General features: G+C 70.7%; 22 protein-coding genes and 2 pseudogenes. 9 read left to right on the plus strand and 15 right to left on the minus strand.

The window, feature by feature from the left end; all coding sequences use genetic code 11:
* Positions 1-100 precede the first annotated feature (100 nt).
* From ABZ471_RS22300 to ABZ471_RS22315, 4 genes are all read left to right on the plus strand, one after another.
* Positions 101-1102: a LysR substrate-binding domain-containing protein gene (locus tag ABZ471_RS22300; protein ID WP_359068583.1), complete on the plus strand. Its 1002-nt coding sequence runs from the start codon at positions 101-103 to the stop codon at positions 1100-1102.
* A gap of 190 nt (positions 1103-1292) precedes the next feature.
* Positions 1293-2186, plus strand: a complete 894-nt coding sequence (locus ABZ471_RS22305) for a MarR family transcriptional regulator (RefSeq protein ID WP_359068525.1) — start codon at positions 1293-1295, stop codon at positions 2184-2186.
* A 61-nt stretch (positions 2187-2247) separates the two neighbouring features.
* Positions 2248-2634: a roadblock/LC7 domain-containing protein gene (locus ABZ471_RS22310; RefSeq protein ID WP_359068526.1), complete on the plus strand. Its 387-nt coding sequence runs from the start codon at positions 2248-2250 to the stop codon at positions 2632-2634.
* 4 nt (positions 2635-2638) lie between these two features.
* Positions 2639-3067, plus strand: coding sequence for a hypothetical protein (locus tag ABZ471_RS22315; RefSeq protein ID WP_359068527.1), 429 nt, complete (start codon positions 2639-2641; stop codon positions 3065-3067).
* Between the two features lie 133 nt (positions 3068-3200).
* On the opposite strand, the gene ABZ471_RS22320 is transcribed toward ABZ471_RS22315, so the two are convergent.
* The 5 genes and pseudogenes from ABZ471_RS22320 to ABZ471_RS22340 form a co-directional block, all read right to left on the minus strand.
* Positions 3201-5552: an FtsX-like permease family protein gene (locus ABZ471_RS22320; RefSeq protein WP_359068528.1), complete on the minus strand. Its 2352-nt coding sequence runs from the start codon at positions 5550-5552 to the stop codon at positions 3201-3203.
* On the minus strand, positions 5549-6247 hold the full coding sequence (locus tag ABZ471_RS22325) for an ABC transporter ATP-binding protein (protein ID WP_359068529.1): 699 nt from the start codon (positions 6245-6247) through the stop codon (positions 5549-5551). Before ABZ471_RS22325 ends, ABZ471_RS22320 begins: the two co-directional genes overlap by 4 nt.
* A complete protein-coding gene (locus ABZ471_RS22330; RefSeq protein WP_359068530.1) occupies positions 6244-6768 on the minus strand; it encodes a PadR family transcriptional regulator in 525 nt (174 codons plus the stop codon). Before ABZ471_RS22330 ends, ABZ471_RS22325 begins: the two co-directional genes overlap by 4 nt.
* 93 nt (positions 6769-6861) lie before the next feature.
* Positions 6862-7101, minus strand: coding sequence for a hypothetical protein (locus ABZ471_RS22335; protein ID WP_359068531.1), 240 nt, complete (start codon positions 7099-7101; stop codon positions 6862-6864).
* A pseudogene (locus tag ABZ471_RS22340) lies at positions 7098-8066 on the minus strand (SPFH domain-containing protein). Before ABZ471_RS22340 ends, ABZ471_RS22335 begins: the two are co-directional and overlap by 4 nt.
* 216 nt (positions 8067-8282) lie before the next feature.
* Here ABZ471_RS22340 and ABZ471_RS22345 point away from each other — a divergent pair.
* Complete coding sequence (locus ABZ471_RS22345; RefSeq protein ID WP_359068532.1) at positions 8283-10685, plus strand: transglycosylase domain-containing protein; 2403 nt, start codon at positions 8283-8285, stop codon at positions 10683-10685.
* Between the two features lie 57 nt (positions 10686-10742).
* Here the strand turns inward: ABZ471_RS22345 and ABZ471_RS22350 are convergent, their stop codons facing one another.
* From ABZ471_RS22350 to ABZ471_RS22365, 4 genes are all read right to left on the minus strand, one after another.
* Positions 10743-12848 (minus strand): SpoIIE family protein phosphatase, encoded by a 2106-nt coding sequence (locus tag ABZ471_RS22350; RefSeq protein WP_359068533.1) that lies wholly within the window; start codon positions 12846-12848, stop codon positions 10743-10745.
* Between the two features lie 280 nt (positions 12849-13128).
* On the minus strand, positions 13129-13818 hold the full coding sequence (locus tag ABZ471_RS22355; protein WP_359068534.1) for a DUF402 domain-containing protein: 690 nt from the start codon (positions 13816-13818) through the stop codon (positions 13129-13131).
* 72 nt (positions 13819-13890) lie between these two features.
* Positions 13891-15276, minus strand: a complete 1386-nt coding sequence (locus tag ABZ471_RS22360) for a class II fumarate hydratase (RefSeq protein ID WP_359068535.1) — start codon at positions 15274-15276, stop codon at positions 13891-13893.
* Between the two features lie 310 nt (positions 15277-15586).
* A complete protein-coding gene (locus ABZ471_RS22365) occupies positions 15587-17257 on the minus strand; it encodes a fumarate hydratase (protein WP_359068536.1) in 1671 nt (556 codons plus the stop codon).
* Between the two features lie 168 nt (positions 17258-17425).
* Here ABZ471_RS22365 and ABZ471_RS22370 point away from each other — a divergent pair, with 168 nt between their 5' ends.
* Positions 17426-18127 carry a DUF1707 domain-containing protein gene (locus ABZ471_RS22370; RefSeq protein ID WP_359068537.1) on the plus strand — a complete coding sequence of 234 codons (702 nt, stop codon included), beginning with the start codon at positions 17426-17428 and terminating at the stop codon, positions 18125-18127.
* 174 nt (positions 18128-18301) lie between these two features.
* The gene (locus ABZ471_RS22375; protein WP_094215194.1) at positions 18302-18676 is read left to right on the plus strand and encodes a WhiB family transcriptional regulator; all 375 of its coding nucleotides are present in this window, start codon (positions 18302-18304) and stop codon (positions 18674-18676) included.
* A gap of 290 nt (positions 18677-18966) precedes the next feature.
* Here ABZ471_RS22375 and glpX read toward each other — a convergent pair whose 3' ends face one another.
* A complete protein-coding gene (glpX, locus tag ABZ471_RS22380) occupies positions 18967-20001 on the minus strand; it encodes a class II fructose-bisphosphatase (protein ID WP_359068538.1) in 1035 nt (344 codons plus the stop codon).
* Between the two features lie 126 nt (positions 20002-20127).
* On the opposite strand from glpX, the gene ABZ471_RS22385 reads away from it, so the two are divergent.
* On the plus strand, positions 20128-20652 hold the full coding sequence (locus tag ABZ471_RS22385) for a DUF4245 domain-containing protein (RefSeq protein WP_359068539.1): 525 nt from the start codon (positions 20128-20130) through the stop codon (positions 20650-20652).
* Between the two features lie 69 nt (positions 20653-20721).
* Here ABZ471_RS22385 and ABZ471_RS22390 read toward each other — a convergent pair whose 3' ends face one another.
* From ABZ471_RS22390 to ABZ471_RS22410, 5 genes and pseudogenes are all read right to left on the minus strand, one after another.
* Positions 20722-21312, minus strand: a complete 591-nt coding sequence (locus tag ABZ471_RS22390; RefSeq protein WP_359068540.1) for a malonic semialdehyde reductase — start codon at positions 21310-21312, stop codon at positions 20722-20724.
* Positions 21313-21444: 132 nt separating this feature from the next.
* The gene (locus tag ABZ471_RS22395; protein WP_359068541.1) at positions 21445-21669 is read right to left on the minus strand and encodes an exodeoxyribonuclease VII small subunit; all 225 of its coding nucleotides are present in this window, start codon (positions 21667-21669) and stop codon (positions 21445-21447) included.
* A gap of 9 nt (positions 21670-21678) precedes the next feature.
* Positions 21679-22887, minus strand: a complete 1209-nt coding sequence (xseA, locus tag ABZ471_RS22400) for an exodeoxyribonuclease VII large subunit (RefSeq protein WP_359068542.1) — start codon at positions 22885-22887, stop codon at positions 21679-21681.
* Between the two features lie 69 nt (positions 22888-22956).
* Positions 22957-23136: pseudogene (locus ABZ471_RS22405) on the minus strand (amino acid permease); the annotation flags it as partial.
* Positions 23118-23291, minus strand: coding sequence for a hypothetical protein (locus ABZ471_RS22410; protein WP_359068584.1), 174 nt, complete (start codon positions 23289-23291; stop codon positions 23118-23120). The pseudogene ABZ471_RS22405 and the gene ABZ471_RS22410, both read right to left, overlap by 19 nt.
* A 65-nt stretch (positions 23292-23356) precedes the next feature.
* Between ABZ471_RS22410 and ABZ471_RS22415 the strand changes: the two genes are divergently transcribed.
* Positions 23357-24382, plus strand: a complete 1026-nt coding sequence (locus ABZ471_RS22415; protein ID WP_359068543.1) for a 4-hydroxy-3-methylbut-2-enyl diphosphate reductase — start codon at positions 23357-23359, stop codon at positions 24380-24382.
* Positions 24383-24440 lie beyond the last annotated feature (58 nt).

The raw sequence follows: 24440 nt of genomic DNA on the forward strand, positions 1-24440 counted from the left end.
TTCCCGTTTGGGTTGGTCGTTGTTGATCGTGGCACAGGGTGCATTGATTAGGGAAATAGCTACACTCGGTCGCGTTGATCGGAGGTGGCTATCAGTGACCATGAGTAACGGCAAGCGAAGGCAACCGAGCCTCGCCCAGCTGCGTGCCTTCGCCGCTGTCGCCGAGCATCTGCACTTCAGGGACGCGGCGGCCGCCATCGGGATGAGCCAGCCCGCCCTGTCGGGTGCGGTCTCGGCGCTGGAGGAGACCCTGGGTGTGACCCTTCTCGAGCGTACGACCCGCAAGGTGCTGCTCTCGCCCGCCGGCGAGCGTCTGGCCGTACGGGCGAAGGCGGTGCTCGCGGAGGTGGGAGCGCTGCTGGAGGAGGCCGAGGCGGTCCGGGCGCCGTTCACCGGCGCGCTGCGGCTCGGGGTCATCCCGACCGTCGCGCCGTACCTGCTGCCCACCGTGCTGCGACTCGTCCACGACCGCTACCCGCTCCTCGACCTCCAGGTGCACGAGGAGCAGACCGCGAGCCTCATCGACGGCCTGAACTCCGGCCGGCTGGACCTGCTGTTGCTGGCCGTCCCGCTCGGTGTTCCCGGAGTCGTGGAACTCCCGCTCTTCGACGAGGACTTCGTGCTCGTCACCCCCCTGGACCACCGGCTCGGCGGCCGCGAGGGCATTGCGCGCGAGGACCTGAAGGAGCTGAACCTGCTGCTCCTGGACGAGGGGCACTGCCTGCGCGACCAGGCGCTGGACATCTGCCGGGAGGCCGGGCGGGAATTCAGGGGGGCGGGGCGAAGTCCCTCGGTCGAGGGTGGCGGTGGGCGACGGGAGGGCGCGCCGGTCACCACCACGGCCGCCGGGCTCTCCACCCTGGTCCAGCTCGTCGCGGGCGGCCTCGGCTGCACCCTGCTCCCGCGCACCGCCCTGAAGCTGGAGACGACCCGCAGCAGCCAGCTCCTCACGGGCTCCTTCGCCGATCCCGCCCCGAGCCGCCGTGTCGCGCTCGCCATGCGGGCCGGAGCCGCCCGCGGCGGGGAGTACGAGGAGCTGGCGTCCGCTCTGCGCGAGGCCCTGGGGCTGCTGCCCGTGCGGGTGTGGGCAGGCGACGCCTGACAGCTGGGCTGCCCCAGCGCCGGAAACGTTCAAATCAGCTTTCGGCAAAGCGAGTTGGACGGCATCGACCGCCAACTTCCGCCAGCTGGGGACAGGTCGGAAAGGCCTGGCCGAAATATGCCTACGAACTGATACACATACCCCCTCAGTGCGACGCGTCACGCGTCTGTGCGAAGAGTCAAGGGGAGTGATGTCGGACGTTCGGGACGCCCTGGGCCGTGTCGGCTACGACCGGCTGGCGCACGCCCTCACGGCTTGCGGGCACGCGGAGTTCACCGGGGAGCTGCGGGTGTCCGGCCGGCCCGGCGGCACCTTTCACCTGAAGGACGGACTCGTGGTGGCGGCCGAGAGCCCCGGTGCCCCGGGTCCGGAGGTGCTGATGTTGCGCACCGACCGCATCGACGCCGAGCGGTGGGCCGAGCTGGTAAGCGAGTCCGGCGGGGCGCGCTGGCCGGCCGCGATGCTGGTCGCCCGCGGCTACGCCGGGGCCGCTCAGCTCAGAGTGGTGTGCGTGATGGCGCTCCAGGACGCCGCCTTCGCCATCACCGCGGGCCGGGTGGACGGCTGCGAACGCATCGTCGGTACCGAGCCGCACGCTCCGGTCGCCGTCGGCGAGACCCCGGCCCGGCTGGTGCAGGACGCGGCCCGCAAGCTCGCCGCCCTCGCCACGCTGCCGTACCCGGTGAGCCCCGACCGGGAACGCCCGCTGCCCGCCACCCCGACGGGCCGCCCGCTCACCGCGCTGCAACAGGAGTTGCTCACCCACGCCGACGGCCGCCGCACAGCGCGTGACCTGGCTTTCTGCGTCGGCCGGGGCGTCTACACCGTCACCGTGGAGGTCGCGCGGATGCTCGCCGAGGGGTTCCTGGAGTGCGCCCGAACGCCCGCAGAGATCCCGGTCCGGCTGCCACCGGAGGTACGGGCCGTACGGCACCGCGAACCGCCGCCCGAGCCGCCCCGCGCGCTCACCGTCCTGCCGCGTCGCGAGCCCGGCGCCAGCGGCATCACCGACGTCCTCGCCCCACTCAGGCACGGGACGAGCTGGAAGGGGTTCTTCCGGTTGCGGCACGGAACCGCCGAGTGAGAGGGACGGACGGCCCGCCGCAACGGCTGAATCAGAACAGAGAAAGAGGGAGTTCCATCAGATGAATCGCGAAGCGCTGGCGCTGGAGATGCGGGGGCTGCGGGAACAGGTGACCGGCATTACCGACACCGCCGTCGCGGCCGCCGACGGACTGCTCATCGCGGCCGACACCGCCGAGTCGATAGACCCGGAGGGGCTCGCCGCCCTCGCCGCGGCCGGCCTCGGCCTCGCCCGCCGCACCACCCAGGCCACCGCCCGCGGAGCGCTGCGGCAGACGGTGGCCTACGGCAGCCACGGCTGTGCCGCGTTCTACGCCGTCGGCGACACGGCGTTGATGGTCGTGCTCGGCGACGAGGGACTCGACCTGGAGAGCCTGCACCGGGCGACCCGGCCGGCCCTCGACCGCATCGGCTCGATCCTCACCGAGAAGACCACTGAAGGAGTGTGAAGGGATGGCGACGAAGCGTATGACCCCCGGTTTCTCCGACCAGGTGATGAGCCTGGTCAAGTCACTGCGTTCGAATGCACCCGACTGCGTCGCGACCGGCGTGGTCGACATGTCCACCGGCATGCTGCTGTCGTACGAGACCGTGGACAATCACCCGCCCGAGGTCCTGGACCTGCTGGCCGGGGCCACCCTCGACCTGTTCCAGGGACGTACGGTCGTGATGATCGAGGACATCTTCAAGGAGCGCCGCGGGGTCACCGACGACACCCACTTCTTCCAGGAGATCCTCGTCAACAGCGAGAACCTCACCCACCTGTTCGTGCGGATGAACGAGCAGCAGGACGTCGTCGCGGTCGTCGTCTGCCGTAAGTCGGTGAACGTCGGCATGCTGTTCGCCCAGGCGCGCAGGGTGGTGCGCGAGCACAGCCTGTGAAGAACCGGACATGGGCCCCTCCTGACGGAAGGGCCCATGCACCGGGTTCGCTGTTCGGTGCGCCGTGGGCTACCTGGAGGGCTCGTCGGTGACGTCGATGTCCCCTCCTCCTCGTCGTCCTCGTAAGCCCCCGCTACTCCGTCCGCAGGCCCTCCGGGCGCATCAGCCGGAGCAGCGGGGGCAGGCTGAGGAGGGTGACCGTGAGAACGACCCCCGCGCCGATACCGGTCATCGTCAGCACGCTCGGCCAGTCGATGCCCATCGTCGCGCCCACCATCTTCAGCAGCACCGCGCCCAGCGTCAGCCCCACGACCGAGGCCAGCAGCAGGCCGAGCGCGATCGGGATCGCCGTCTGCCACAGCACCGACAGGCTCAGGGTGCGGCGCCGGGTGCCGAAGGCGACCAGCGACGACAGCAGTTTCCTGCGCTCGCGCAGCTGCTCCAGCTGGGAGACCAGCAGGCTCGCGCCGATGAGCGCCAGTACACAGGTGGCACCGACGAGCAGGCCGGTCCGGATGGAGGTGAACTTGTTCGACTCCTCGGTGGACGCCCACACGATCGTGTCCGCCAGCGGGTCGACCTGGGCCGCCGTGTTGCGGACGTACTCGTGGACGTCCGGCACCGACTCGTCGAGCGACAGGTACACCTGACCGCTGACGACCGGGGCCACCCGGTCGGGCACGGCGGCGGGTGTCAGCAGCAGACCGCTGTTCGCGTTCTGGTTCGGGCCGTCGATCGCACGGGCCTGCTTCAGGCCGCTCGGCACGGGCCAGACGAAGTCCCGGCCCCGGTAGAAGCCGTTGCCCGTGTCGAAGTGGAGCTTGCGGCCCGGCTTGGCGAGCTTCGCCGTGTCGGCGTCCATGTCCTTGTCCCCGCCCCTTGCCACGAAGACGTCCCCGTCGTGGCAGGACGGCAGCTGCGCCACCTCGCGCAACGCGGCGCAGTCGCCGATGGTCACGCTCGTCGAGGTGGTGGGCCCTTCCTCGGTGTTCCAGCTCCGGTCGCCCACGTCGAGGCCGCCCAGCGCGGTGGCCTTCCGTACGCCCTTGGTGGCGGAGAACTTCTCGGCGGCCGAGGTGAGGTGGTCGCCCCGTGGCAGCTGGACCTGCATCTGGGTCCGGTCGGCGTCCCTGCCGGTGGCCTTGGTGTAGTCGCCCTGGACGCCCGCGAACAGCATCTGCAGGGCGATGGCCCCGGCCACCGCGACCGCGATGCCGTTCACCATGCGGGCTGCCGAACCGCTGCTCAATTGCAGCCGTCGTACCGCCAGTTGCCAGGCCACACCGCCCGATCCGAGCCGGGCGACCACGGCCTCGACGACCCACGGCAGCAGCGCGGTCACACCGACGAGCAGCAGCATGACGCCGCCGATCACCAGGTACTGGTTGAATTCCCCGCCGCTGCGGCCCTGGCCGATCATCGGGGCGAGCATCGCCAGTCCGCCCAGCGGCATCAGCAGCCGCCACCACAGCCGGCGCCGCGGGGGCCTGGCCGTGCGGACCACGCCCAGCGGTTCGATGACCACGCCGCGCAGTGCGAACAGGGTGACCAGCACCGCTGCCGCCGGGACGGTGACGGCGACCAGTACGGCCAGCGCGGGCGTGGGGTTGAGATAGCTGGGGAACACGCTGATGCCAAGGATCTCGACCGAGCCCGCGAGCTCACGGCCGAGGAGAAAGAAGACCGTGCCGAAGACCAGCCCGACCACGGACCCCGCGAGCGCCTCGCCCGCCGCGATCCGCCGGGTCATCCGGCTGTCGGAGCCGACCAGCCGCAGTGCGGCCAGCCTGCGGTCGCGCCGCTCGCCGCCGAACCGTACGGCCGCGGCGATGAACACGGCGACCGGCATCAGCAGCACCACGAACACGACCATGACCAGCAGGATCAGTACGGGGTCCGTCCTGTCCTCCGAGGCCGGGCCCGGTCTGCCGAACTCGGTGATCCGGGCGGTCTGCCAGCCGTTGATACGCGGCGCCAGGTTCTTCACGCCGGCGTAGTAGGCGAGTTCGTGCGAGCCGATGAGCCCGCTCTCGCCGATGGTCCCGACCACGCGGTACGGCAACCGCTCGCGCAGCAGCTTCCCGTCCTGGGAGTCGAGCAGATGCTTCAGCGCCGGGGAGACCACCATGTCGCCCGCCGCCGGATACGCGGACAGGCCCGGCGCGAGCGGCGCACGCGGCCCCTCGGGCTCCACCAGGCGGCCACGGACGTCGGAGCCGTGGTACGACGAGTTGGCGTCCGAGATCACCAGGGTGTCGGCGGCCTTCGGCCGGTGCTTCTGGTCGTAGGTGTAGTCCAGGCGGGCCTCGTCGCGCTGGTGCCGTACCGCCAGAGCGCTCGGCAGGGCGGTCGTCAGCAGCAGCAGCGCGACCCCGAGTCCGACACCGACCGCCGTCAGCAGCACCCGGACCCAGCCCTCGCGCCCGCCGGTGAAGGCGAACCGGGCCCCCATGGCCAGATCCCTCGAATACTGCCGAAGGCTCATATGACGCGCTCCATGTCCCGGGACTTGCCGTCGCGTACGACGATCTCGCGATCGGAGTAGGCGGCCACCCGGGCCTCGTGCGTGACGAGGACGACGGCCGCGTTGGTCGAACGGGCCGCGTCGGTCAGCAGCTCCATCACGCGCTCGCCGTTGAGGGAGTCCAGCGCCCCGGTCGGCTCGTCGGCGAACAGCACCCGGGGCCCGGTCACCAGGGCCCGCGCCACCGCGACCCGCTGCCCCTGGCCGCCGGAGACCTCGCCGGGCCGCTTGCCCTTGAGGTCGTCGACCTCCAGGCGCTCCATCCAGCCCAGCGCCGCCCGCTCGGCCTCCTTGCGGGAGGTGCCGTTCAGCCTGAGCGGCAGCGCCACGTTCTCCACACAGGTCAGCTCGGGGACGAGCTGACCGAACTGGAAGACGAACCCGAACTCGCTGCGCCGGAGCGCACTGCGCTGGGCGTCGCTCATGGTGGCCAGCTCGCGCCCGGCGTAGGTGATCGAGCCCGAGTCGGGCGGCACGATCCCGGCCAGGCAGTGCAGCAGCGTCGACTTGCCGGACCCGGAGGGGCCCATGACGGCGACGACCTCGCCGGGGTGGATGGAGAACTCGGCGCCGTCGAGCGCGAGCGTCGGGCCGTAGGCCTTGCGCAGGTTCTCGGCGGCGAGCAGGGTGCCCGGGGGAGGGGGAGCGCTGGTCATGCGGCCACCTCCGCACGGAGCTTGTCGAGCCGCGCGGCGGTCAGTTCCAGCCAGCGCAGGTCGGCCTCCAGGTGGAACAGGGCGTGGTCGCAGATCAGCTGGTCCGCGAGGTCGCCGCGGCGCTTGCGGTCGGTCAGGATCCGCATGCTGCGCAGGTGCTCGGAGCGCTGGGTGTCGAGGATGTCGGCAGCGTTCCGGTGGGTCAGCAGCGCCAGCACGACCTTGGTGTAGAGGGTCGACTGGAGGTACTCCTCCGGCTTCTCCGGGGTCGCGAGCCACCGCTCGACGTCGGTGATGCCGGCGCCCGTGATGGCGTACCGCTTGCGCTCGGGTCCGCCGCCCGCCTCGATCCCGTCGACTTCCACGAGCCCGTTCTTCAGCAGCCGGGACATCGTCGAGTAGACCTGGCCGTAGTGCAGCGGCCGGTCGTGACCGAACTTCTCGTCAAAGGCCCGCTTCAGGTCGTAGCCGTGGCGGGGGCCGGACTCCAGGAGTCCTAGGAGGGTGTGACCGATGGACATGCGAGCACTCTACACACGGTGTATACGCGGCATGTATACGCGGCGTGTGTAGATCATGGCGGGGGGTACGGAGGTGCAGGTGGGGGGCGATTGTCACGGTTCCGATACAGGGGGCCTGCCCCTGCGCGGCAGCGGTCCCGTGTCCTTCGGGAGCCGCCCGGCATCGGCCAGTGCCTTCCGCAGAAGGAACTCGATCTGCGCGTTGGCCGACCGCAGATCCTCCCCGGCCCACCGGGCCAGCGCCTCGTACACCGACGGGTCCAGCCTCAGCAGCACCTGCTTGCGCTGCCGAGGCCGACGCTGAGGGGCTGAATCCCCCGGGGGAGCCGTCACTGGTAGAGGGTCCCGGTGTTGAGGGCGGGCTGCGGGGCACGGTCCCCGCACAGCATCACCATCAGGTTGGGCACCATCGCCGCCATCCGCTCATCGTCCAGTTCCACGATGTCCCTCCCTCACTGCCTGAAGGGCGTGGGAGGTGCCCCCATCGTGATCCGGGCGAGCGCCGCCTCCACCATGCCGACCGCGCCGTCCACGATCTGCCGCCGGGCCGCCACGACCGCGCCCGCCTGCTGGCGCTGGAGCATCGCCGAGGCGATCTCGGGAGAGTACGCGAGATGCGTGAAGCGCGACTCGATGATCCGCACTCCGGCCGACTCCGCGCGGGCCTGCAGCTCGACGGCCAGCCGTTCGGTGATCTCCTCGGCGTTGCCGCGCAGCGAGAGGCCGTCCTCCTCGTGGGCGTCGTACGGGTACTCGATGGCGATGTGCCGGACGGCCGTCTCGGTCTGCGTGGCGACGAACTCGGCGTAGTCGTCCACCTCGAACACCGCCTGGGCGGTGTCCTGGACCTTCCAGACCACGACCGAGGCCAGTTCGATCGGGTTGCCGTAGGCGTCGTTGACCTTGAGGACGGCGGTCTCGTGGTTGCGCACCCGGGTGGAGATCCGGGTCCGCGAGGTGAAGGGGTTCACCCAGCGCAGGCCGTCCTGCCGGATCGTGCCCCGGTACCGGCCGAAGAGCTGCACGACCCGGGCCTCGCCGGGGGCGACCGTGTTCAGGCCGCGCATCGCGATGATCGCGGCGAGGAAGACGAGGACGCCGCCGGCGATGAGCCCGCCCTTGGCGCCCGCGGCGGAGACCGCCGAGGCGGCGGCGAGCAGGGCGACGGCGGCGGCGAGCCCGAGCAGGCCGAGGAGCAGGGCGAGCCCGCCGCCGATGCTGGGTGCCTGGAACTCCCGCACGCGTGGTGCGGGCATCTCGGGTACGTCGGCGGTCGCGGACACGTCGTGTGCGGACACGGAGGGGTCCCCCGTTCCGATGATGCCTAGCTTCGTAATAGCTAAGTGATAACACATTTAGCCGAGAGGCAACCCTGTGCCGGTGATATCCGTCGGTTCCCTTGGGGCGGGTGCTGATTGTCACGTCCGTAAAAGAGCGGATCGGACGCCCTTTGTCATATAGACGGGTGTTAGCTTTCGGAGCTGACCCCAAGAGGAAGCGGAGCGTAGCGAGCCATGGGACGAGCGGAAGAGAGACGAGCGCGACAGCGCGGTGGCCGCCGCGCGGCGCCCAAGCGCCACCGCTCGCAGCCCGCGACCGGCACCACGCCGACGGGCCCCACGACCGGCACCACGCCGACGGGCCCCGCGACGGCGCCCGGCGGCAGGGCCTCCAGGTCCGCCAAGCCGGCCAAGCCCCCCAAGGGCCGAATACGCCGCCTCTTCACCTGGAAGAAGATGCTCGGCACGTTCCTCGGCGTGTGCCTGCTGGGTATCGGCGGCTTCATCGCGCTGTACATGTACGTCGACGTCCCGGAGGGCAACCCCCTCGCCTCGAAGCAGAGCAACGTCTACAAGTACAGCGACGGCACGGTCCTCGCCCGCGTCGGTAGGGTCAACCGCGAGATGGTGGACTTGAGCAAGGTGCCCAAGGGCGTCCAGCACACGTTCGTCGCGGCGGAGAACAAGAGCTTCTACCACGACTCCGGAATCGACGTGAAGGGCCTGACCCGAGGCCTGTTCAACACGGTGACCGGCCGGGGCACCCAGGGCGGCTCGACGATCACCCAGCAGTACGTCAAGAACTACTACCTCAACCAGGACCAGACCGTCACCCGCAAGCTCAAGGAGATGGTCATCTCCCTGAAGGTGGACCGCCGGCTGTCCAAGGACGACATCCTCGCGGGCTACATCAACACCAGCTACTACGGCCGCAACGCCTACGGCATCCAGGCCGCGGCCCAGGCCTACTACGGCACCGACGCGAGCAAACTCGACGTCGAGCAGGGTGCCTACCTCGCCTCGCTGCTCCAGGCACCCAGCCAGTACGACTGGGCGGTCGCGGGCCCCGTGGGCAAGAAGCTGGTCCAGCAACGCTGGAACTACGTCCTGGACAACATGGTCAAGCAGAAGTGGCTCGACCCCGCCAAGCGGCAGACGATGAAGTTCACGGACATCATCCCCGAGGACCCCAAGGGAATGCCCGGCGAAGAGGGGCAGAAGGGCTACCTGGTCCAGCTCGCCAACCAGCAGTTGGTGGAGCGCCTGATGGCGACGGAGGGCATCAAGCGCTCCGACGCGGAGGCCCAGGTGGTGGACCGCGGCTGGACCATCACCCTGAACATCGACAAGAAGAAGCAGGCCGCGCTGGAGAAGGCGGTCAAGACGCAGCTGACCAGCAAGCTGAACCCGAAGAAGCGCAAGGTCGACGACCACATCCAGGCCGGCGCCGTGTCCGTGGACCCCAATACGGGCAAGATCGTCGCCATGTACGGCGGTCAGGATTACTTCAAGCACTACTACAACAACGCCACGCGCCGCGACTACCAGCCCGCCTCGACGTTCAAGCCGGTCATCCTCGCCGCCGCGCTGGAGCACGACGCCACGACGCAGGACGGCAAGCCGATCAACGCCAACACGGTCTACGACGGCACCAGCGGCCGCCAGGCCGTCGACCAGGGCAGCAAGGTCGGCTTCGGCCCGCCGAACGAGGACCACGTCAACTACGGACCCATCACCGTCCAGAAGGCGATGAACCAGTCCGTCAACTCGGTCTTCGCCCAGATGGGCATCGACGTCGGCATGTCCAAGGTCATGGACACGGCCAAGGAACTCGGCATGGACACCGAGGGCATGCAGGCGGTGCCCGCCCAGACGCTCGGCTCGATGGGGGCCAGCCCGCTGGAGATGGCCGGGATCTACGCCACCCTCGACAACCACGGCTACAAGGTCACACCGTCCATCGTGAAGACGGCCGAACAGAAGGACCACCAGGTCAAGATGTCGAACCCGATCGGCAGCCAGGTGATCAGCCGCACGGCCGCGGACACGGTGACCTCCGTGCTGACCGGCGTGGTCGACGACGGTACGGCCAGGAAGAACGTGGCGAACAACCCGCTGCGCAGCGGCCAGCAGGTGGCCGGAAAGACCGGTACGTCGGACGAGAACAAGTCCGCCTGGTTCACCGGCTACACACCCGACCTGGTCACTTCCGTCGGCCTGTTCGGCGAGGACATGAAGAAGAAGGCCCATGTGTCGATGGTGGGCGCCACCGGTCTGCTCCCGCCCCCCGGCCGCGTCAACGGCGGCACCTACCCGGCGGAGATCTGGGCCGCGTACACCTTCGGCGTCACGGACAGGGCCAAGTTCGACCTGAACACCACCCAGGGCGCCGCCGTCGCACCGACGGACACCCCGTCGTGGACCCAGACCCCGTCCCGGACGCCGTCGAACACGCCGAGCAGCGAGCCGCCGACGTCCTCGACCCCGTCCAGGACGCCGTCGCAGACGCCGAGCCAGACGCCGTCGCAAACACCCAGCCAGACCCCGACCACCGGCACCCCGACCACCGGGCAACCGACGGGCGGTCCCTCGGACGATCCGCTCAATCCGGACGGCAGCCTGGGCTTCGGCCAGTAGGCGGCACACACGACAAGGGCGCCCGGGGATCTCCTCCCCGGGCGCCCTTCGCCGTGCTCAGGCCCGGTGCAGCTCGAACCAGACCACCTTGCCGGTGCTCAGCCGGGTCGCGCCCCACCGCCGGGCCAGCCGGTTGACCAGGTACAGCCCGCGGCCGCCCTCGTCCGTGGCCCGGGCCTGTCTGAGGCGCGGCAGCTGGGGCACGTCGTCGCCGACCTCGCAGCGCAGCACGTCCGTGCGCAGCAGCCGGAGCGTGACGGGCCGGGAGGCGTACCGCACGGCGTTCGTGACCACCTCGCTGACCAGCAGCTCCACCGAATCCGTCAGCTCCTCCAGGTCCCAGCGGGCCAGCGCGCGCCGGGCCAGCCGGCGGGCCTGGCCGGGGGCCGTCTCCTCCGGCTCCAGGGTCCAGTACGCCACATCGCTCGGGGCGATCCCGTCGAAGCGGGCCGCGAGCAGCGCGATGTCGTCGTCCCGGTCGCCCGGCCCGAGCATGTCCAGGACCTCGTCACACAACGCCTCCAGCGGCGGCGGATGGTCCGGTCCTGTCAACTGGGCGGTCGCGGCGAGCCGTTCACGCAGTTGCTCTATGCCGGTCCACACGTCCCGCAGCCGGGACTCCACCAGGCCGTCGGTGTACAGCAGCAGCGTGGCCCCGGCCGGCGCGTCCAGCTCGACCGCCTCGAAGTCCACCCCGCCGACGCCGATCGGCGCGCCCGGCGGCACCCGCAGCACCTCCGCGTGACCGCCCAGGTGCAGCAGAACGGGCGGCGGATGGCCGGCGTTGGCGATGGTGATGCGGTGCGTGACCGGGTCGTAGACGGCGTACAGACAGGTCGCCATGCGGTCAGTGCCCAGGCGCTGCGCCTGCTCGTCCAGGTGGTGCAGCACCTCCTGCGGGGGCAGGTCGAGCCCGGCCAGCGTCTGCGCCGTCGTGCGCAGCTGGCCCATGATCGCGGCCGAGGTCATGGAGTGCCCCATGACGTCACCGACCACCAGCGCCACCCGGCTGCCGGGCAGTGGGATCGCGTCGTACCAGTCGCCGCCCACCCGCGCGGTCTCCGCCGCAGGCAGATAGCGCGAGGCCAGCCGCACGCCGGTCGGGCGGGGCAGGGTCTCGGGCAGCATGGTGCGCTGCAGTTCGTCGGCGATGTAGGCCTCCCGGCCGTACAGCACCGCCTTGTCGATGCCGAGCGCGCTGTGCGTGGCGAGCTGGGCGGCCACCAGCAGGTCGTCCGCCTCGAACGCGAGGCGCTCCGGGCGGCGCAGGAACAGGGCCGCGCCGATCACCCGGCGGCGTCCGCGCAGCGGCGCGAGGATCGCGTGCTGCCCGCCCGGTACGACCGCCTCGCCGCCCTCGCCGAGCAGCTCGGGCAGGGCGGCCCGGGCCGCGGGTGCGTCGGCGAACACCGGCCGCACGCCACGCAGCACCTCGTTTAGGGCGCCGCCGGGGCGTACCTCGCACAGCTCGGTCGTCAGCGACGACAGCTCCGCGAGCGCCGACGGCTCCGGCTCGGGCTCCGGGAACGGCGGGAGCAGCAGGCCCTCGGTGTCCCGCTCGTCCGGTATGCGGTCGGTCCGGCGCAGCCGCAGCACCACCGGGCCGGTGGGCCGCTCGTCGCCGACCGGCAGCGGATCACGCAGATAGACCAGGATCGCGTCCGAGAACGTCGGCACGGTGGCCCGGCACAGCCCCATCACGATCTCGTCCAGATCGATGCCGCGGGCGATCCGCCGGGTCGCCGCGCCCACGAACCTGAGCCGGTCGCCGTCGCGCCGCATCGGCATCGGCCGCCCCGGCGGCAGTCCCCGCCCGGTACGGCGCTCCGGGCCGCCCGGCACCCGCTCCTGCTCGGTGCCCGGCTGCGGCGGAATGGCCTCAGGCGCGGGACGCGGCCGGTGCGTGTCCTGATCGGCGGTGGCAGGCTGGGAGTGCTCCGGGCCGTTGACTGGGGGCTCCTTCCCCTTGTTCCCCTTGCCGCAGGGCGTGCTCGTCCCCGGGCCGGAGGGCGGTCCGTCCGCCCGGGCCTGTGCCGGTAAGGCCGAACTGCCCAGCGGCTTCGGGGCACGCAGGAGCCCCCCGCGGCCCTCCGCGGGGTCGGCGCCCGGCTGGGGGCGCTCGTAGGAGGAGGTGGGCTGCTCCGTCACGCGTGTCGAATCCATCCGTCCGGGGCTGCGCGCCGGGCGCGCAGATGGTCCCGCCGAAATCCCGATACCCGGATTACGTGCCCCAGGAACGGAATTCCCGCGTGGTCAGAGGTTGTTCCTGTGCCGGCCGCGAATCCTGCCCGGCCAGCGGTGGTGTTGCCCTCGTACCCCTCGCTCACGTCCAGCCGCCCCTCGGTGACGTTCGGTCAAGCCCGGCGCATGTTCCGGTAGTTGCTGTAGCGCCCCCTTGCGGAGGACGATCCTACGGTTGTGGACCGGGGGCGCATCAAGGGTCTCATGAGGACACGTGCGCGGGCGTACGGTCCCAGTCCTCGGGGAGTGACGGTACCGCCCAGGACGGGTCCGGGCGCCAGTGCTGCCAGCCGTCCGAGAACGGCGGGCCCCAGGCGCCGATCGCCGCCACCGCGGCCCGCCCGGCCGCCCGCACCCGCTCGGCGGTCGCCGCGTCCATCAGGCCGTCCCGAAGAGCCTGCGCGAACTCGTCCTCGTCCCGCCAGTGCCACCTGCGGTCGGGGTGCACCGAGATGTCCAGGAAGTAGTCCTCGGAGTCCACACCGCCCTCCCAACGGGCCAGCGGCTGCTCAAGATTGACGTACCAGTTCTTGAACCGCCAGCCCGGCTCCCAGAACAGCCACACCGACCAGGGCTCGCCGGGCCGGGCCAGCTTCAGCACGCCCGTGCCGAACCACCGGTCCCGCTGCACCGTGCGCGGCTTGGTGTAGCGGGTCTCCAGCGGCTCCTCGTGCACGGGAGTGCCGTCGGCCAGCACCGGCTTCACGCACTCGGTGCCCGGCGCCAGCCACACCGCGAGCAGTTCCGCGTCGTCCCGGGCGACGGTGACGGGCCGCGCGATGTGGAAGTGCCGGCCGGCGTTCTCCCGGTACCGCCACAGGACCTGGGTCCCGGGGGTCCAGTGGGTCGCAGGTCCGGCTGCCACTCGTCTCACCGCTCCGTCGTCCGTCATGCGCAGATATTAGGTGCCGCATGCATACGACGCTGCGGCGGACGTCACGGTTCAACGCGGCGGCGCCTCTTGTTACGGGTGCGTCATCCGCAGGACATCCAGCGCCTCGTCCAGCTGGTCCAGGGTGAGCAGACCGCGCTCCACGTACCCGCCCTCCAGGACGACCTCCCGGATCGTCTTCCGCTCGGCCAGGGACCTCTTGGCGACCTTCGCGGCCTCCTCGTACCCGATGTACTTGTTCAGCGGTGTCACCACGGAGGGCGACGACTCGGCGTACTCGCGGGCCCGGTCCCGGTCGGCTTCGATGCCGTCGACCGTGCGGTCGGCCAGCAGCCGCGAGACGTTCGCGAGCAGCCGGATCGACTCCAGCACGTTCTTGGCGATGACCGGGAGCATCACGTTCAGCTCGAAGTTCCCGGAGGCGCCGGCGGTGGCGATGGTCGCGTCGTTGCCGATCACCTGGGCCGCCACCATCAGCACGGCCTCGGGGATCACCGGGTTGACCTTGCCCGGCATGATCGAGGAGCCCGGCTGGAGGTCGGGCAGCCGGATCTCGGCGAGGCCGGTGCGCGGTCCGGAGGCCATCCAGCGCAGGTCGTTGGCGATCTTCGTCAGCCCGACCGCGATCGTCCGCAGCTGCCCGCTGGTCTCCACGATCCCGTCCCGGGCGCCCTGCGCCTCGAAGTGGTCCCGGGCCTCGGTGAGCGGCAGCCCGGTGGCCCGCGCGACCTCCCTGATCACCGCGGCGGAGAACCCGGGCGGCGTGTTGATCCCGGTGCCCACGGCCGTCCCGCCCAGCGGCAGCTCGGCCAGCCGGGGCAGCGAGGCGCGCAGCCGCTCGACGCCGTACCGCACCTGGGCCGCGTACCCGCCGAACTCCTGCCCCAGTGTCACCGGCGTCGCGTCCATCAGGTGCGTCCGCCCGGACTTCACGACGTCCGCGAACTCCTCGGACTTGCGGGTGAGGGAGTCGGCGAGATGCTCCAGGGCCGGGATCAGGTCGTGGGTGACGGCGCCGGTGGCGGCGATGTGGATGGAGGACGGGAACACGTCGTTGGACGACTGCGAGGCGTTGACGTGGTCGTTCGGATGCACATCCCGGCCGAGCCGCTCGCTCGCCAGGGTCGCGACGACCTCGTTGGTGTTCATGTTGGACGAGGTCCCGGACCCGGTCTGGAACACGTCGACGGGAAAGTGCTCGTCCCACTTCCCGTCGGCGACCTCCGCTGCCGCCTCCTGGATCGCCTCCGCGACCTCCTTGTCCAGCACTCCCAGCTCGGCGTTCACCTTCGCCGCGGCCGCCTTGATCCGGGCCAGCGCCTCGATGTGCGCCCGCTCGATCCGCTGCCCGGACACGGGGAAGTTCTCGACGGCACGCTGGGTCTGCGCCCGCCACTTGGCGTGGACGGGGACGCGGACCTCGCCCATGGAGTCGTGCTCGATGCGGTATTCGCTCATGCCCGGTATAGCGGCCCGCGCGGTGATGTTGTTCCGCCGCTTGGGCCGCCCGGGCGCCAAGGGGCCGAGCCCCCTGGCGCGCAACGCACTACACCAGGCCGGGACCCCGGACCGGAATGCTCGTGAACGTCGGCTGCGGGGCCGGGTCCTGGAAGAAGTCGTTCGACTTGTTCGTCCGACGGCACCCTTCAGCCCGTCCGGCGTTTGAGGACGAGGCCGTTCAGGCCGAACGGGGTCTGGGGCGGAGCCCCTGGGATGGGATGGGTAGGGGGCGGCGGGGGCGAGATCCGTCCCCGCCGCACCGATGGCACTACGCCAGGCCAGGGCCCCGCACCGGAATCGACGTGAACGTGGGCGCGGGCGCCGGCTCGGTGAAGAAGTCGTTGCCCTTGTCGTCCACGACGATGAACGCCGGGAAGTCCTCGACCTCGATCTTCCAGACGGCCTCCATGCCCAGCTCCTCGTACTCGAGGACCTCGACCTTCTTGATGCAGTCCTGGGCGAGGCGGGCGGCGGGGCCGCCGATGGAGCCGAGGTAGAAGCCGCCGTGGGCGTCGCACGCGTCGGTGACCTGCTTGCTGCGGTTGCCCTTGGCGAGCATGACCTTGGAGCCGCCGGCCGCCTGGAACTGCTCCACGTAGGAGTCCATACGGCCGGCCGTCGTCGGGCCGAAGGAACCGGAGGCGTACCCCTCGGGGGTCTTCGCCGGGCCCGCGTAGTACACCGGGTGGTCCTTCAGGTACTGCGGCATCTCCTCGCCCGCGTCCAGGCGCTCCTTGATCTTGGCGTGGGCGATGTCGCGGGCCACGACCAGCGGGCCGGTCAGCGACAGACGGGTCTTGACCGGGTACTTCGTCAGCTCGGCGAGGATCGTCTCCATCGGCTGGTTGAGGTCGATCGTGACGACGTCGGACGACTCGTCGAGATGCTCGTCGGTCGTCTCCGGCAGGAAGCGCGCCGGGTCCTTCTCCAGCTGCTCCAGGAAGACGCCCTCCGCCGTGATCTTCGCGACGGCCTGGCGGTCGGCGGAGCAGGAGACCGCGATGGCCACCGGGCAGGAGGCACCGTGCCGCGGCAGCCGGACCACGCGCACGTCGTGGCAGAAGTACTTGCCGCCGAACTGCGCGCCGATGCCGATCTTCTGCGTCAGCTCGAAGACCTTCTGCTCGAGGTCCTTGTCACGGAAGCCGTGGCCCAGCTCCGAGCCCTCCGCCGGGATCTCGTCCAGGTAGTGGGCGGAGGCGTACTTCGCGGTCTTCAGCGCGTACTCGGCGGACGTACCGCCGACCACGATCGCCAGGTGGTACGGCGGGCAGGCGGCCGTGCCGAGCGAACGGATCTTCTCCTCCAGGAACTTCATCATGGAGGCCTCGTTCAGAACGGCCTTCGTCTCCTGGTACAGGAAGGACTTGTTGGCCGAGCCGCCGCCCTTCGCCATGAAGAGGAACTTGTAGGCGCCGCCGTCGGTCGCGTACAGCTCCACCTGGGCCGGCAGGTTGGAGCCGGTGTTCTTCTCCTCCCACATGGTGAGCGGAGCCATCTGCGAGTAGCGCAGGTTCAGCTTGGTGTAGGCGTCGTAGATGCCGTGCGACAGGTGCTTGTCGTCCTCACCTTCGGTGAGGACGTTCTGGCCGCGCTTGCCCATGACGATCGCCGTGCCGGTGTCCTGGCACATGGGCAGCACACCGGCCGCCGCGATGTTGGCGTTCTTCAGCAGGTCGAGGGCGACGAACTTGTCGTTGCCCGACGCCTCCGGGTCGTCGATGATGCGGCGCAGCTGGGCGAGGTGGGCCGGGCGCAGATAATGCTGGATGTCGTGGATGGCCTCCTCGGCCAGCTTGCGCAGCGCCTCCGGCTCCACCTTGAGGAAGGTCCGCCCGTCCGGCCCCTCGACGGTGGACACGCCCTCCGAGGTCACCAGCCGGTACGGGGTGGTGTCCTCGCCCTGGGGGAGCAGATCGGTGTACGCGAACTCAGGCATCTCAGCCCATTCCTCACTCTGACGGACGGCCGCCCGCCGACGCTGGCGGGCCTCACCAGCGTAGAACCTGCCGCCGACACGGAACCTGTGAGGTAAGGCTCAGTTCGACACGCCCGGGGTTCTCCCCACCCCTAGTCGCGATCTATCGCGTTTCGGTACGCTGCTGTCGTGGACCTTCAGAAGCACGCCCAGCCCCAGGACAGCGCGCCGCACGTGTCCGAACTGCGCGCCTCGGACGCCGACCGTGACCGCGTCGCCGACATCCTCCGCGAGGCCCTGGCCGAGGGCCGGCTGACCGCCGACGAGCACGCCGAGCGCGTGGAGGGGGTGTTGCACGCCAAGACGGTCGGCGAGCTGGAGGTCTTCATCCGCGACCTCCCGGCCGCCCACCAGCGGCCCGCGGCCCCCACCTACACGCCGGTACCGCCCCGTCCCACCCCCGGTGCCGTCCCGGCCGAGGCCGACGCCAACGTGGTGGCCGTCTTCAGTGCCGCCATGCGCCGGGGCCGCTGGCGCCCCGGACGCCGGCTGCACGCGTACGCGGTCTTCGGCTCGGTGGAGATCGACCTGAGCGAGGCGATCTTCGAGTACCAGCAGGTCGTGATCAAGGCCGTCTCGGTCTTCGGCGACGTCCAGATCCGCGTCCCGGAGAACATCTCGCTGCGCGGCACGGGCGGCGGCGTGCTGGGCAACTTCGAGGTGGACACGCTCGATTCGGTCGAGTCCGACGCGCCCGTGGTCTACGTCGACGGGTGGGCCGTACTCGGCAACGTCGAGGCGCGCCCCAGGCGCGGCAAGCGCGTGGCGGACATCCTCGACCGCGTTCAGGACAAGGTCGACAGGAAGCTGCGCAAACACCTGGACCGTTGACGCTCGCGAATCCGCCGCCGGCCCGAAGGTCGCGGCCGGGCCGCGGCAGGCGCCTGGGGGCGTGAACAAGCCGCCGCGCGCCTGCCGTTGGAAACGCAGTGCATAGGCGCGCGCACAGCGGGTAGGCCTTGCTGCATCGTCGCTCACTCGCGAAGCCGTCGTCAGGAGTAGACCGTGCTGCAACCGCCGCATTCGTCCCTGCAGGTAGCTGCCGTTCCGGCCCAGCGGGTGCCAGCGCGCGACAGGGACCAAGACGCGCCCTGGCACACCGAGGCGGTGTGCCGGCGCGACGAGGCCGGCCTGTTCTTCGCCCCCTCCAAGGAGCCGACGGCCGCCCGCCTGTCCCGCGAGGAGGCGGCCAAGCGGGTCTGCGCCCGCTGTCCCGTCATGGTCGAGTGCCGCGAGCACGCCCTCCTCCAGCCCGAACCGTACGGCGTCTGGGGCGGCCTGACGGCAGCGGAACGCCGCGTGGTCCTGGCGAGGCGCCGCAGGCGCGAGGTGGAACTGAAGAAGGCGGCCCGAGCGACGACGAACCGCATAGCGGGCTAGGGCGGGACGACGAACCGCATAGCGGGCTAGGGCGGGCTAGGGCCTGTCCGGCGGATCAGGCCGGCTTCGGGCAACGGCGCCTCGTCAGCGGGGGCGAGCGGGGTCTGGTGCATGCGTCTGCAAGGCGGAGGAGGGCGTCGACGCGGAGCGTCGGCAACCGACGACAACGCCGCAGAAGTGCGTGCCAGACCCCGCGATTCCGGCATGATCCGCCGGACAGGCCCTAGGAACGAGAACGGGCGCCCTCTCCGCACAGAGGGCGCCCGTCGTCGTTCAGGGGTGCGCAGGCGCTACTTGGCCCGGTCGAAGTCGATCGCGCTGTAGGCCCGCAGCTTGCTCAGCCGGTGCTCGGAGTCGATCCGCCGGACCGTCCCCGACTTCGAGCGCATCACGATCGAGTCGGTGGTCGCGGTCTCCGACCGGTACCGCACTCCGCGCAGCAGCTCACCGTCGGTGATGCCGGTGGCGACGAAGAACACGTTCTCCCCGGTGACCAGGTCCTCGGTCGTGAGCACCCGGTCCAGGTCGTGCCCGGCGTCGATGGCCCGCGCACGCTCCTCCGCGTCCTTCGGCCACAGCTTGCCCTGGATCGTGCCGCCCAGGCACTTCACGGCGCAGGCCGAGATGATGCCCTCCGGCGTGCCGCCGATGCCGAGCAGCAGGTCGATGCCCGTGCCCTCGCGCAGCGCAAGGATCGAGCCGGCCACGTCGCCGTCGGAGATCAGCTTGATGCGCGCGCCGGCCTCCCGGACCTCCTTGATGATGCCCTCGTGCCGCGGCCGGTCGAGGATGACGACGGTGACGTCCTCCGGCGAGGAACGCTTCGCCTTGGCGATCCGCCGGATGTTCACGGCCACGGGCGCGTCGATGTCGACGAAGTCCGCCGCCTCGGGGCCGGTGACCAGCTTGTCCATGTAGAACACGGCGGACGGGTCGAACATGGCGCCGCGCTCGGTGGCGGCGAGGACGGCGATCGCGTTGGGCATGCCCTTGGCGGTCAGGGTGGTGCCGTCGATCGGGTCGACGGCGATGTCGACCTCGGGCCCGGTGCCGTCGCCCACCTGCTCTCCGTTGAAGAGCATCGGGGCCTCGTCCTTCTCGCCCTCGCCGATGACGACGACACCGTTCATCGACACGGTGGAGACGAGGGTGCGCATGGCGCGGACCGCGGCACCGTCGGCGCCGTTCTTGTCGCCTCGCCCGACCCAGCGGCCCGCGGCCATCGCCGCGGCTTCGGTCACCCGGACGAGTTCCAGGGCGAGGTTGCGGTCGGGGGCCTCGGAGGGGACGTCCAGTTCGGACGGCAAAGAGTGATGCTCGGTCATCGGAGCGCACCTTTCTGATACGACGACGGCCGGATGAGGGTGTACCTCCGACTCTATCGTTAGGCAGACAAAATGAGCAGGGGACCCCACGGATGAGCGCTGGGGGCACCTGCGACGATAGGGGGCGTGGCAGGTTCGAACGGTAAGCAGAAGACGGTCCGGGACATGATCCTCTCCCTGGCCCTCATCGGGGTCGCGGCGGCGGTCATCTATCTCTTCGTCCCGCACAATGATCACGCTCCCGACCTCAAACGAGTCGACTACTCGGTCGAGCTGCTCACGGCGCGCCGCGCGGCGAGCTACCCGGTGGCCGCTCCGGACGGTCTGCCCAAGGCGTGGAAGGCGACCTCGGTGCGCTTCCAGGGCGAGGAGTCCGACCGCTGGCACCTCGGCTTCCAGGACCCCGACGGTCAGTACGTGCAGGTCGAGCAGTCCACTCAGAAGCGCTCCGACTTCATCGACCAGGCCAGCCAGGGTGCCTCGGCGACGCAGCGGACCGAGCGGATCGGCGACCGCACCTGGACCCGCTACACCGGCGGCCGGTACGACGCCCTGGTCCTGGAGGACACCCCCGGTTCCACGACGGTGGTGGCAGGTACGGCCTCCTTCGACCAGCTGACGAAGATGGCGGCGGCGCTGAAGATGCAGTGACCGCCCACGGGCACACGCAGGAGGCCCCCAGCGACGCTGCTGGGGGCCTCCTGCCGTACTCGGGGCGGCTCAGACGGTCGTGACGACGTCCTCGTACGCCAGGCGCGGCGAGCGCGGGAACCAGGCGTCGGCGCCCGGCCTGCCGATGTTGACGACCATCAGCGGGGTGTGGTCGTCGTCCAGGAACTCCTTGCGGACGCCCTCGAAGTCGAGGCCGGTCATCGGGCCGGCGGCGAGACCGGCGGCGCGGACGCCGATGATGAAGTACGCGGCCTGCAGGGCGGCGTTCAGCGCGGCGGCGCCCTCACGGGCCGGACGCTCGCTGAAGAACATGTCCTTGGCCTGCGGGAAGTGCGGGAACAGGGTGGGCAGCTCCTCGTGGAACTCGTTGTCCGCGGAGAGGATCGCGACCAGCGGGGCGGTGGTGGTCTTCGGCTGGTTGCCCTCGGCCATGTGCTGCACCAGGCGCTCGCGGGCCTCGGTCGAGCGGACCAGGGTGATGCGCAGCGGGCTCTGGTTGAAGGCGGTGGGGCCGTACTTGACCAGGTCGTAGATCGCCTGCACCTGCTCCTCGGTCACCGGCTCGTCGGTGAAGGTGTTCGCGGTGCGGGCCTCGCGGAACAGCAGGTCCTGGGCAGCGGGGTCAAGAACGAGAGACATGCGTGACTTCCTCGGGTACGCGTCCGGTCCGAGGTGCCGGACCGGCTTATGGCGACGACCCTACGCCCGGGAAGTTCAACCTTCAACAAAAACCGGCGTGTGGTGATCCGCTTCACAACACCCGGCTCTTGCCTACTCGGTGTCTTCCTGGACCTCTTCCTCGGCCAGCGCCGCGTCCAGCCGGGCCCGGGCGCCCTCCAGCCAACGCCGGCACACCTTCGCCAGCTCCTCGCCGCGCTCCCACAGCGCCAGGGACTCCTCCAGCGTCGTACCGCCCGCCTCCAGCCGTCGTACGACCTCGATCAACTCGTCCCGCGCCTGCTCGTACGAGAGCGCCTCATCCACCTTGCTGGTCATCCACCCACCCTAGACATCGACACGTACCGTGAACTCGCCCCCGGCGACCCGCGCCCGCAGCGCCTCGCCCTGCGCCACTTCCTCCGGGTCGCGCACCACGTGGCCGTCGGCCCTCTGCAGGACCGCGTAGCCGCGCCTGAGCGTGGCGGCGGGGGAGAGGGCCACCACGCGCGCGTGCGTGTGCGTCAGCTCCGAGTCGGCGCGGTCCAGGAGGTGACCGAGGGTGCGCCGGCCGCGGTCCAGCAGAGCGGCCACGTGGTCGGCGCGCTCGTCGATCATCCGGTGCGGATCCTCTATCGAGGGCCGCGCCAGCGCATGCGCGAGACCCCGCTCCTCACGCTCCACGAAGACCTCCGCACACCGCCGGGCCCGGTCCCGCAGCATCCGCACCCGCTCCATCTCCTCGCCCACGTCCGGCACGACCTTCTTGGCCGCGTCGGTCGGCGTGGACGCGCGCAGGTCGGCGACGTGGTCGAGAAGCGGGTTGTCCGGCTCGTGCCCGATGGCGGAGACGACGGGTGTACGGCACCCGGCCACCGCCCGTACGAGCTGCTCGTCGGAGAACGGCAGCAGATCCTCCACGCTGCCGCCGCCCCGGGCGACGATGATCACGTCCACGTCCTCCATCCCGTCCAGCTCCTTGACGGCCTGGACGACCTGCGGGACGGCGTGGACGCCCTGCACGGCGACGTTGCGCACCTCGAAGCGGACGGCGGGCCAGCGGTGCCGGGCGTTCTCCAGCACGTCCCGCTCCGCGGCCGAGGCGCGGCCGCAGACCAGTCCGATCAGCTGCGGCAGAAAGGGCAGCGGCTTCTTCCGCTCCGGCGCGAACAGGCCCTCGGCGGTGAGCGTCTTCTTCAGCTGCTCCAGCCGGGCCAGCAGCTCCCCGACGCCGACGGGTCTGATCTCGGCGGCCCGCAGCGACAGCTGCCCGCGCGGGGCGTACCACTCCGGTTTCGCCAGGACGACGACGCGGGCGCCCTCGCCGACGACATCGGCCACGGCGTCGAACACCTGCCGGTAACAGGTCACGCTGACGGAGATGTCGTACGAGGGATCCCGCAGGGTCAGGAACACGACCCCGGCCCCGGGTCGCCGCGACAACTGCGTGATCTGCCCCTCGACCCACACCGCACCGAGCCGGTCGATCCAGCTCCCGATCAGCCGGGAGATCTCACCGACGGGAAGCGGCGCCTCGGGCGACGTGTTCACAGCCATGCGGCGAGCGTAATGGCCGCCACCGACAATCCGGCACCGCCGACCGCGCCCTCGCAGCACGGCTCGGCGCTACTCAGGAGCCTCGGCCCGGCCTCGCTGAGCCACCAGCACCCCCAAGCCCGCCACCAGCCACGCCGCCCTCACCACGCGCGCCATCCCTGCCGCCTCCACGATCACCGCCACCGTGATCCCCGCTCCCGCCACCGGCACCAGCACATGCCGCCACCAGCTCACCGGCCCCCCGCCCCGGCCGGCGCCATGGGCGCGATGAACAGCAGCCCGTAGACCACGAGGTCCCGGAGACCGAGACTGCGGCGCAGCCGGTGGCGGGCGCCGGTCGCGGCCGCCGTCGTGCCGGTGCCGGAGCCGGTGTCTGAGCCCGTGCCGGAGCCCGTGTCGGACATGGGGACCAGTTTTCCCCGGAACGGGAAGGGAACGCGATCTCTGGCCCGCCGAACGCACCCTTACGATGGGTGCCATGACTGCTTCGCCTGGCCGCCGTGTCCTGCTCGCCGCCCCCCGGGGCTACTGCGCGGGTGTGGACCGCGCCGTGATCGCCGTCGAGAAGGCCCTGGAACAGTACGGGGCTCCGATCTACGTCCGGCACGAGATCGTCCACAACAAGTACGTCGTACAGACCCTGGAGAAGAAGGGTGCCGTCTTCGTCGAACGGACGGAGGAGGTCCCGCCCGGCAACATCGTGATGTTCTCGGCGCACGGCGTCGCCCCGGTGGTGCACCAGGAGGCCGAGCGCGGCCGTCTCGCCACCATCGACGCGACCTGCCCGCTGGTCACCAAGGTCCACAAGGAAGCCGTCCGGTACGCCGACGAGGACTACGACATCCTCCTGATCGGCCACGAGGGCCACGAGGAGGTCATCGGTACCTCCGGCGAGGCCCCGGACCACATCCAGCTGGTCGACGGCCCCGCGGACGTCGCCAAGGTCGAGGTCCGCGACGAGTCGAAGGTCGTCTGGCTGTCCCAGACCACCCTCTCCGTGGACGAGACCATGGAGACCGTCGACGCCCTGAAGTCGAAGTTCCCGCAGCTGCTCTCCCCGCCCAGCGACGACATCTGCTACGCCACCCAGAACCGGCAGCTCGCCGTGAAGCAGATGGGCGCCGAGGCCGAACTGGTCATCGTGGTCGGCTCGCGCAACTCCTCCAACTCCAAGCGGCTCGTCGAGGTCGCCAAGCTGGCCGGCTCCCGCGAGGCCTACCTGGTGGACTTCGCCAGCGAGATCGACGCGGCCTGGCTGGAGGGCGTCACCACGGTCGGCGTCACCTCCGGCGCCTCCGTCCCGGAGGTCCTGGTCGAGGAGGTCCTGGAGTGGCTGGCCGAGCGCGGCTACGGCGACGTCGAACTCGTCAAGGCGGCCGAGGAGTCCATCACCTTCTCGCTGCCCAAGGAACTCCGCCGTGACCTGCGCGAAGAGGCCGCGTCCCTGGTCGCCGAGCGTGGCGGATCGGGCGCAGCGGACACTGCTGCCGGGTGATGCACGGTCCCACGCGGGGCCGTACTCCGTAGTGACTGTCAGTCGTCCGTCGTAACGT

Origin of the sequence: Streptomyces sp. NPDC005728, from assembly GCF_040630895.1 — a bacterium.
Taxonomy (GTDB): domain Bacteria; phylum Actinomycetota; class Actinomycetes; order Streptomycetales; family Streptomycetaceae; genus Streptomyces.

Bases quoted from the DNA above. Each gene is read 5' to 3' on its own strand.
- glpX (WP_359068538.1), bottom strand. From the start codon at position 20,001: ATGACCGAGCATCACTCTTTGCCGTCCGAACTGGACGTCCCCTCCGAG.
- ABZ471_RS22350 (WP_359068533.1), bottom strand. From the start codon at position 12,848: ATGGATTCGACACGCGTGACGGAGCAGCCCACCTCCTCCTACGAGCGC.
- ABZ471_RS22310 (WP_359068526.1), top strand. From the start codon at position 2,248: ATGAATCGCGAAGCGCTGGCGCTGGAGATGCGGGGGCTGCGGGAACAG.
- ABZ471_RS22305 (WP_359068525.1), top strand. From the start codon at position 1,293: ATGTCGGACGTTCGGGACGCCCTGGGCCGTGTCGGCTACGACCGGCTG.
- ABZ471_RS22390 (WP_359068540.1), bottom strand. From the start codon at position 21,312: ATGTCTCTCGTTCTTGACCCCGCTGCCCAGGACCTGCTGTTCCGCGAG.
- ABZ471_RS22315 (WP_359068527.1), top strand. From the start codon at position 2,639: ATGGCGACGAAGCGTATGACCCCCGGTTTCTCCGACCAGGTGATGAGC.
- ABZ471_RS22365 (WP_359068536.1), bottom strand. From the start codon at position 17,257: ATGCCTGAGTTCGCGTACACCGATCTGCTCCCCCAGGGCGAGGACACC.
- ABZ471_RS22355 (WP_359068534.1), bottom strand. From the start codon at position 13,818: ATGACGGACGACGGAGCGGTGAGACGAGTGGCAGCCGGACCTGCGACC.
- ABZ471_RS22395 (WP_359068541.1), bottom strand. From the start codon at position 21,669: ATGACCAGCAAGGTGGATGAGGCGCTCTCGTACGAGCAGGCGCGGGAC.
- xseA (WP_359068542.1), bottom strand. From the start codon at position 22,887: ATGGCTGTGAACACGTCGCCCGAGGCGCCGCTTCCCGTCGGTGAGATC.
- ABZ471_RS22410 (WP_359068584.1), bottom strand. From the start codon at position 23,291: ATGTCCGACACGGGCTCCGGCACGGGCTCAGACACCGGCTCCGGCACC.
- ABZ471_RS22360 (WP_359068535.1), bottom strand. From the start codon at position 15,276: ATGAGCGAATACCGCATCGAGCACGACTCCATGGGCGAGGTCCGCGTC.
- ABZ471_RS22300 (WP_359068583.1), top strand. From the start codon at position 101: ATGAGTAACGGCAAGCGAAGGCAACCGAGCCTCGCCCAGCTGCGTGCC.
- ABZ471_RS22415 (WP_359068543.1), top strand. From the start codon at position 23,357: ATGGGTGCCATGACTGCTTCGCCTGGCCGCCGTGTCCTGCTCGCCGCC.
- ABZ471_RS22345 (WP_359068532.1), top strand. From the start codon at position 8,283: ATGGGACGAGCGGAAGAGAGACGAGCGCGACAGCGCGGTGGCCGCCGC.
- ABZ471_RS22330 (WP_359068530.1), bottom strand. From the start codon at position 6,768: ATGTCCATCGGTCACACCCTCCTAGGACTCCTGGAGTCCGGCCCCCGC.
- ABZ471_RS22325 (WP_359068529.1), bottom strand. From the start codon at position 6,247: ATGACCAGCGCTCCCCCTCCCCCGGGCACCCTGCTCGCCGCCGAGAAC.
- ABZ471_RS22320 (WP_359068528.1), bottom strand. From the start codon at position 5,552: ATGAGCCTTCGGCAGTATTCGAGGGATCTGGCCATGGGGGCCCGGTTC.